Raw genomic sequence first — 3407 nt, forward strand, 5'->3', positions numbered from 1 at the left:
AWAATTTAGAATGAATAGCACCACAAGAAAAACCATTTAATACAGTTGATAATAAATATTATTATATTGCCTGAAAAGGTAAAAATTGAAATATTACCAAGTTTAAAAATGATGAAGAAATAATAGGTAGAATAAATTTATTGTATATGATTTTAAAATATTATTTAATATTTTAAAATAAATGACTTTTTATTAAAAGAAAAATTTAATATGAAAGTAAAAAACAAACTAAAAAGAGTATGTTGGAAAGTGATTGGTGATCTATCACAAGCTTTTAAATAGCACGTAGTGCAATTAATCATGTTTTAATTAAAATGGGTTTTGACAAAGCTGAAACTATTAAGAGATCAGAAAATTTTATTCATCTCTTAAAAGAAGAAATAGCAGAATATAAAGAACATATTGAAGGTTATAAAGAATTAGTCAATAAGTTAAAAACGACTAATGCTGAATTAGAAAAACAATATTATGAAGCCCTTGCTAAAATAGCAAAAGAAAATGGGGAAGATTTTGTTTTAGAAAACAATAATAAAAATATTGCATTAGAGTCAAAACCAAAACAATTTAAAAAAAGCAATCCAACAAATAATTAAACCAGTGCGAGGAAAAAAGATAACATCTAATATTCCGAAACAAGGTCAACAATATCAAAAAATTCTTAACGAAATTGATAATATTGATGAAGGATATGTATCAGATAAAGAACATGAAATATAAAAAATAAAAACAACAACATTGTTGTTGTTTTTATTTTCGTTTTCTTTGATAATTGTAAACCGATGTTAATACTCAATTTTGGGGACTTCATTTTGTTAATTTTTTTACAATTTTATTAACACTACCTGTTACAATATAATTTTTTCTTTTTACTTTTAATCCTTTTAGTAAACTTTTTCGAGCATAAGTAGATGTCTTCATAACTTTCACTGTTGAGTGATATTTTGCATCTTTCTGGTTACTACTTCGATTTCAGAAATCAGTTTTTAACGGCCCTGGACATAAGGTAATAACTCGAACTGGTGATTTTGTTTTTTTCAATTCCGTATTAATCGCCACTCCCAAACTTCAGACATAAGCTTTTGAAGCATAATAACTAGCAAAAACTGGGGCTGGCGTAAATGCCGCTAAACTACCAATGTTTAAAACACGTCCTTGTTGTTGCGCTATAAAACGTTGTACAAATAATTTTGTTAAAATATGGAGCGCTTTAATATTTAAATCAATCATATTCATTTCTTGCTCTAAACTAGATTCATTAAAATAACCTCATACACCATATCCAGCATTATTAATTAAAATTGTTACATTATCTTTTGCAACATCATTAAATAATTTTTCACAATTTTCTAAATTACTTAAATCATAATTAATCATTTTAATTGTTTGTGTTGGATATTTTTGCTGTAAAGCAGTAACAGGGGTTGTATCACGAGCAACAGCAACAACATTATAACCAAGTTTTAATAATTCTTCGCAATAACAATATCCTAATCCTTTACTAGCACCAGTAACAACAGCTCATTCTAAACTATTACTATTTGTTTTTTTCATTATTTTCTTGTCCATTTTCTAATTTTGGTTTTTTAATAACTGTCATATCAAATAATGTTTTACGATTTAAGAAAATATAATTTCCTGCTGCCGCTAATGATAATACCGTTGCTAAATACATTGGAATCATAATAATTTGGTTTACTCAACCAAATTCATCTCATTGGCCTGTTTTTAAAGAATGACCATTAAACATACGAAAACCAATAAAAAATAAAATTGTCATTCCAAACATCTCCATTGCTGCTCGCACACGTCCTAATTGATTAGCAGCCATCACCACTTTTTGTGTTGCTAAAATTTGGCGAACAACATCAATTACAAAATCGCGAGCAATTAACAATACAACCATTCAAACTGGAATAATGTTTGCACAAGCAAAGACAATTAAAACAGTATTTGTTAGTAATTTATCGGCGATTGAATCAAAAAATTTGCCAAATGTTGTGACTTGATTGTAGCGACGAGCAATAAAACCATCTAATAAGTCAGTTAAGCTAGCAATAATAAATAAAATCCCAGCAATTAAATAACTAATTGGTAATAAATAAGTAACATTATCTCCTTTAATTGTTAATCATTGATCTCATCCATTATATAAGGAACTATTTTCAAATGGAACAATTACCATTAAAGCAATAATAACTGGGATTAAAAAAATCCGAATTAATGTAATACGATTAACTCAATTCATTTTAAGTCCTCTTTTCTAAAAATATCTTATCCTTGATATGTTAATATTACTTACATATTATATTATATAAATGTATAATATTAAAGAAAGTTTATGAGGTGAGGGGAAAAATGATTAAAGAACTAGTACAATTACTTCAACAAAAACAAATGACAATTGCAGCATATGAATCAATAACAGGAGGTCTTTTTAAGTCATTATATAACTAATGTTCCAAATGCTAGTCATGTTTTTTAGGCAGTATTGTTACTTATACTAATGACATTAAAATTAAACTTGGTCATGTTTCCCAATCAATAATTACAAAATATGGTGTTGTTTCAAAAGAAACAGCTGAGGCAATGGCTTTTGCTTGTCAAAAACAATTTAATAGTGATTTTTCCATAAGTTTTACCGGTAATGCTGGTCCAGGCCAATTAGACAACTTGCCAGTTGGAACTGTGTTTGCAACTATTCTTTTTCAAAACCAACCAACAACATTCGCATTAACATTTAATCCAACTTGATCACGAGAAAAAATTAAAATTGCAACTGTTACAACAATAATTAAACATTTACAACAAATTTTAGAAAAAGAACAAGGAATTAATAGTAAAAAAAGATAAAAATAAACAGAAAGGAGAATAAAATAATGGAAGATAATAAACCAGTTCCTCCTGAAACAAAAACCGTTGACCAAGATGAAATTTTAAAAACAGTAATGAAAGAAATCGAAAAAACATATGGTAAAGGCGCTATTATGAAATTAGGGGATAAAAGCAACCTAACAATTGAAGCTGTCTCAACTGGAAGTTTATTACTTGATGAAGCAATTGGAGTTGGTGGTTATCCTAAAGGACGAATTGAAATTTTTGGGCCAGAATCATCAGGAAAAACAACTCTATCATTACATGCTATTGCTGAAGTACAAAAAAATGGTGGGCGAGGAGCCTTTATTGATGCTGAACACGCTTTAGATCCAAATTATGCTAAAAAACTTGGTGTTAATGTTTGCATTTCATATTTAACACCATTTTGATTTAATAAACTAATAACAGCATTTTGATAACCTTTTATTAAACTAATAGATATTGTAAAAATAGGTAACCCTGAAAATTGAAAGGTATTTCCAACTACTACATCATAATTTTTATCAAATCCTTTTTCACTAAAAATTAATGTT

General features: G+C 27.6%; 6 protein-coding genes and 1 pseudogene. 4 read left to right on the top strand and 3 right to left on the bottom strand.

Features of this window, described 5'->3' with window-relative positions; all coding sequences use genetic code 4:
• Positions 1-314 precede the first annotated feature (314 nt).
• A complete protein-coding gene (locus EHV01_RS04135) occupies positions 315-593 on the top strand; it encodes a hypothetical protein (protein ID WP_422066331.1) in 279 nt (92 codons plus the stop codon).
• A 154-nt stretch (positions 594-747) separates the two neighbouring features.
• Here the strand turns inward: EHV01_RS04135 and EHV01_RS04140 are convergent, their stop codons facing one another.
• Both EHV01_RS04140 and pgsA read right to left on the bottom strand, forming a co-directional pair.
• Positions 748-1551, bottom strand: a complete 804-nt coding sequence (locus EHV01_RS04140; RefSeq protein WP_422066332.1) for an SDR family NAD(P)-dependent oxidoreductase — start codon at positions 1549-1551, stop codon at positions 748-750.
• Positions 1535-2245 (bottom strand): CDP-diacylglycerol--glycerol-3-phosphate 3-phosphatidyltransferase, encoded by a 711-nt coding sequence (gene pgsA / locus EHV01_RS04145; protein ID WP_422066333.1) that lies wholly within the window; start codon positions 2243-2245, stop codon positions 1535-1537. Before pgsA ends, EHV01_RS04140 begins: the two co-directional genes overlap by 17 nt.
• A 110-nt stretch (positions 2246-2355) precedes the next feature.
• Here pgsA and EHV01_RS04150 point away from each other — a divergent pair, with 110 nt between their 5' ends.
• The 3 genes and pseudogenes from EHV01_RS04150 to EHV01_RS04160 all read left to right on the top strand — a co-directional run.
• Positions 2356-2454, top strand: a complete 99-nt coding sequence (locus EHV01_RS04150; RefSeq protein WP_415745604.1) for a CinA family protein — start codon at positions 2356-2358, stop codon at positions 2452-2454.
• A 60-nt stretch (positions 2455-2514) separates the two neighbouring features.
• Entirely contained in the window at positions 2515-2850 is a 336-nt protein-coding gene (locus EHV01_RS04155; RefSeq protein ID WP_422066335.1) for a CinA family protein, read from the top strand.
• Positions 2851-2945: 95 nt separating this feature from the next.
• Positions 2946-3236, top strand: a pseudogene (locus tag EHV01_RS04160) (recombinase RecA); the annotation flags it as partial.
• On the opposite strand, the gene EHV01_RS04165 reads toward EHV01_RS04160, so the two are convergent.
• Positions 3209-3407, bottom strand: a 199-nt coding sequence (locus tag EHV01_RS04165) for a hypothetical protein (protein ID WP_422066334.1), incomplete at its 5' end; no start/stop codon positions are given. The pseudogene EHV01_RS04160 and the gene EHV01_RS04165 sit on opposite strands and share 28 nt — an antisense overlap.

It is taken from the genome of Spiroplasma sp. hy2 (assembly GCF_044714365.1).
GTDB lineage: Bacteria > Bacillota_I > Bacilli_A > Mycoplasmatales > Mycoplasmataceae > Spiroplasma > Spiroplasma phoeniceum.